Below are 515 nucleotides of genomic sequence, written 5' to 3' on the forward strand. Positions count from 1 at the left end.
ATCAAAGCGGAGTTGGAGCAGGGCGCATAACTACTGCTAACACCATTCTCACACCTCCACCAGCAAGAGCCGCCAGCATTCAGGGCGGTTTTTTATTGGTTAAAAAAGCATAACATACAGTGTTATAGTCAAACTATTTTTCGTTAAAAATCAATACTTTACGATTATTTTCATTTTCCTTGTAATACTTTTTCAGACATAAAAGTATATATACATTGGGTAGAGACATTTTCTCTCTACAAATCATTTATTTAGAGGGGTAAGCATGGAAGCACTGATTAAGAAATTACACGGCATACAGCGAGCTTTAAACCAGTACCACGGCAAGCCGTGCAAGGTTTGCGGCGAGACGTTGCGTTACCGCAGTAACAAACGTTGCGTTATGTGTAAGCATGAAATGGACGCATGGAACTACCAGCAGCGCAAAGCACGGAAGCAGGTAGAGCAGCGGCACGAAGTGGAGGCGGCGTAATGGCTTGTAAGCCACTGATTACAAAGGAGAACTGCGATCTCTT

General features: G+C 43.1%; 1 protein-coding gene. It reads left to right on the forward strand.

Annotated features, from left to right (window positions below; genetic code table 11):
- Nucleotides 1-265: 265 nt before the first annotated feature.
- Nucleotides 266-472 carry a hypothetical protein gene (locus N1032_RS27970; protein WP_259544007.1) on the forward strand — a complete coding sequence of 69 codons (207 nt, stop codon included), beginning with the start codon at nucleotides 266-268 and terminating at the stop codon, nucleotides 470-472.
- Nucleotides 473-515 lie beyond the last annotated feature (43 nt).

The sequence above is a fragment of the Herbiconiux daphne genome, from assembly GCF_024979295.1.
In the GTDB taxonomy this organism is placed as follows: domain Bacteria; phylum Actinomycetota; class Actinomycetes; order Actinomycetales; family Microbacteriaceae; genus Herbiconiux; species Herbiconiux daphnes.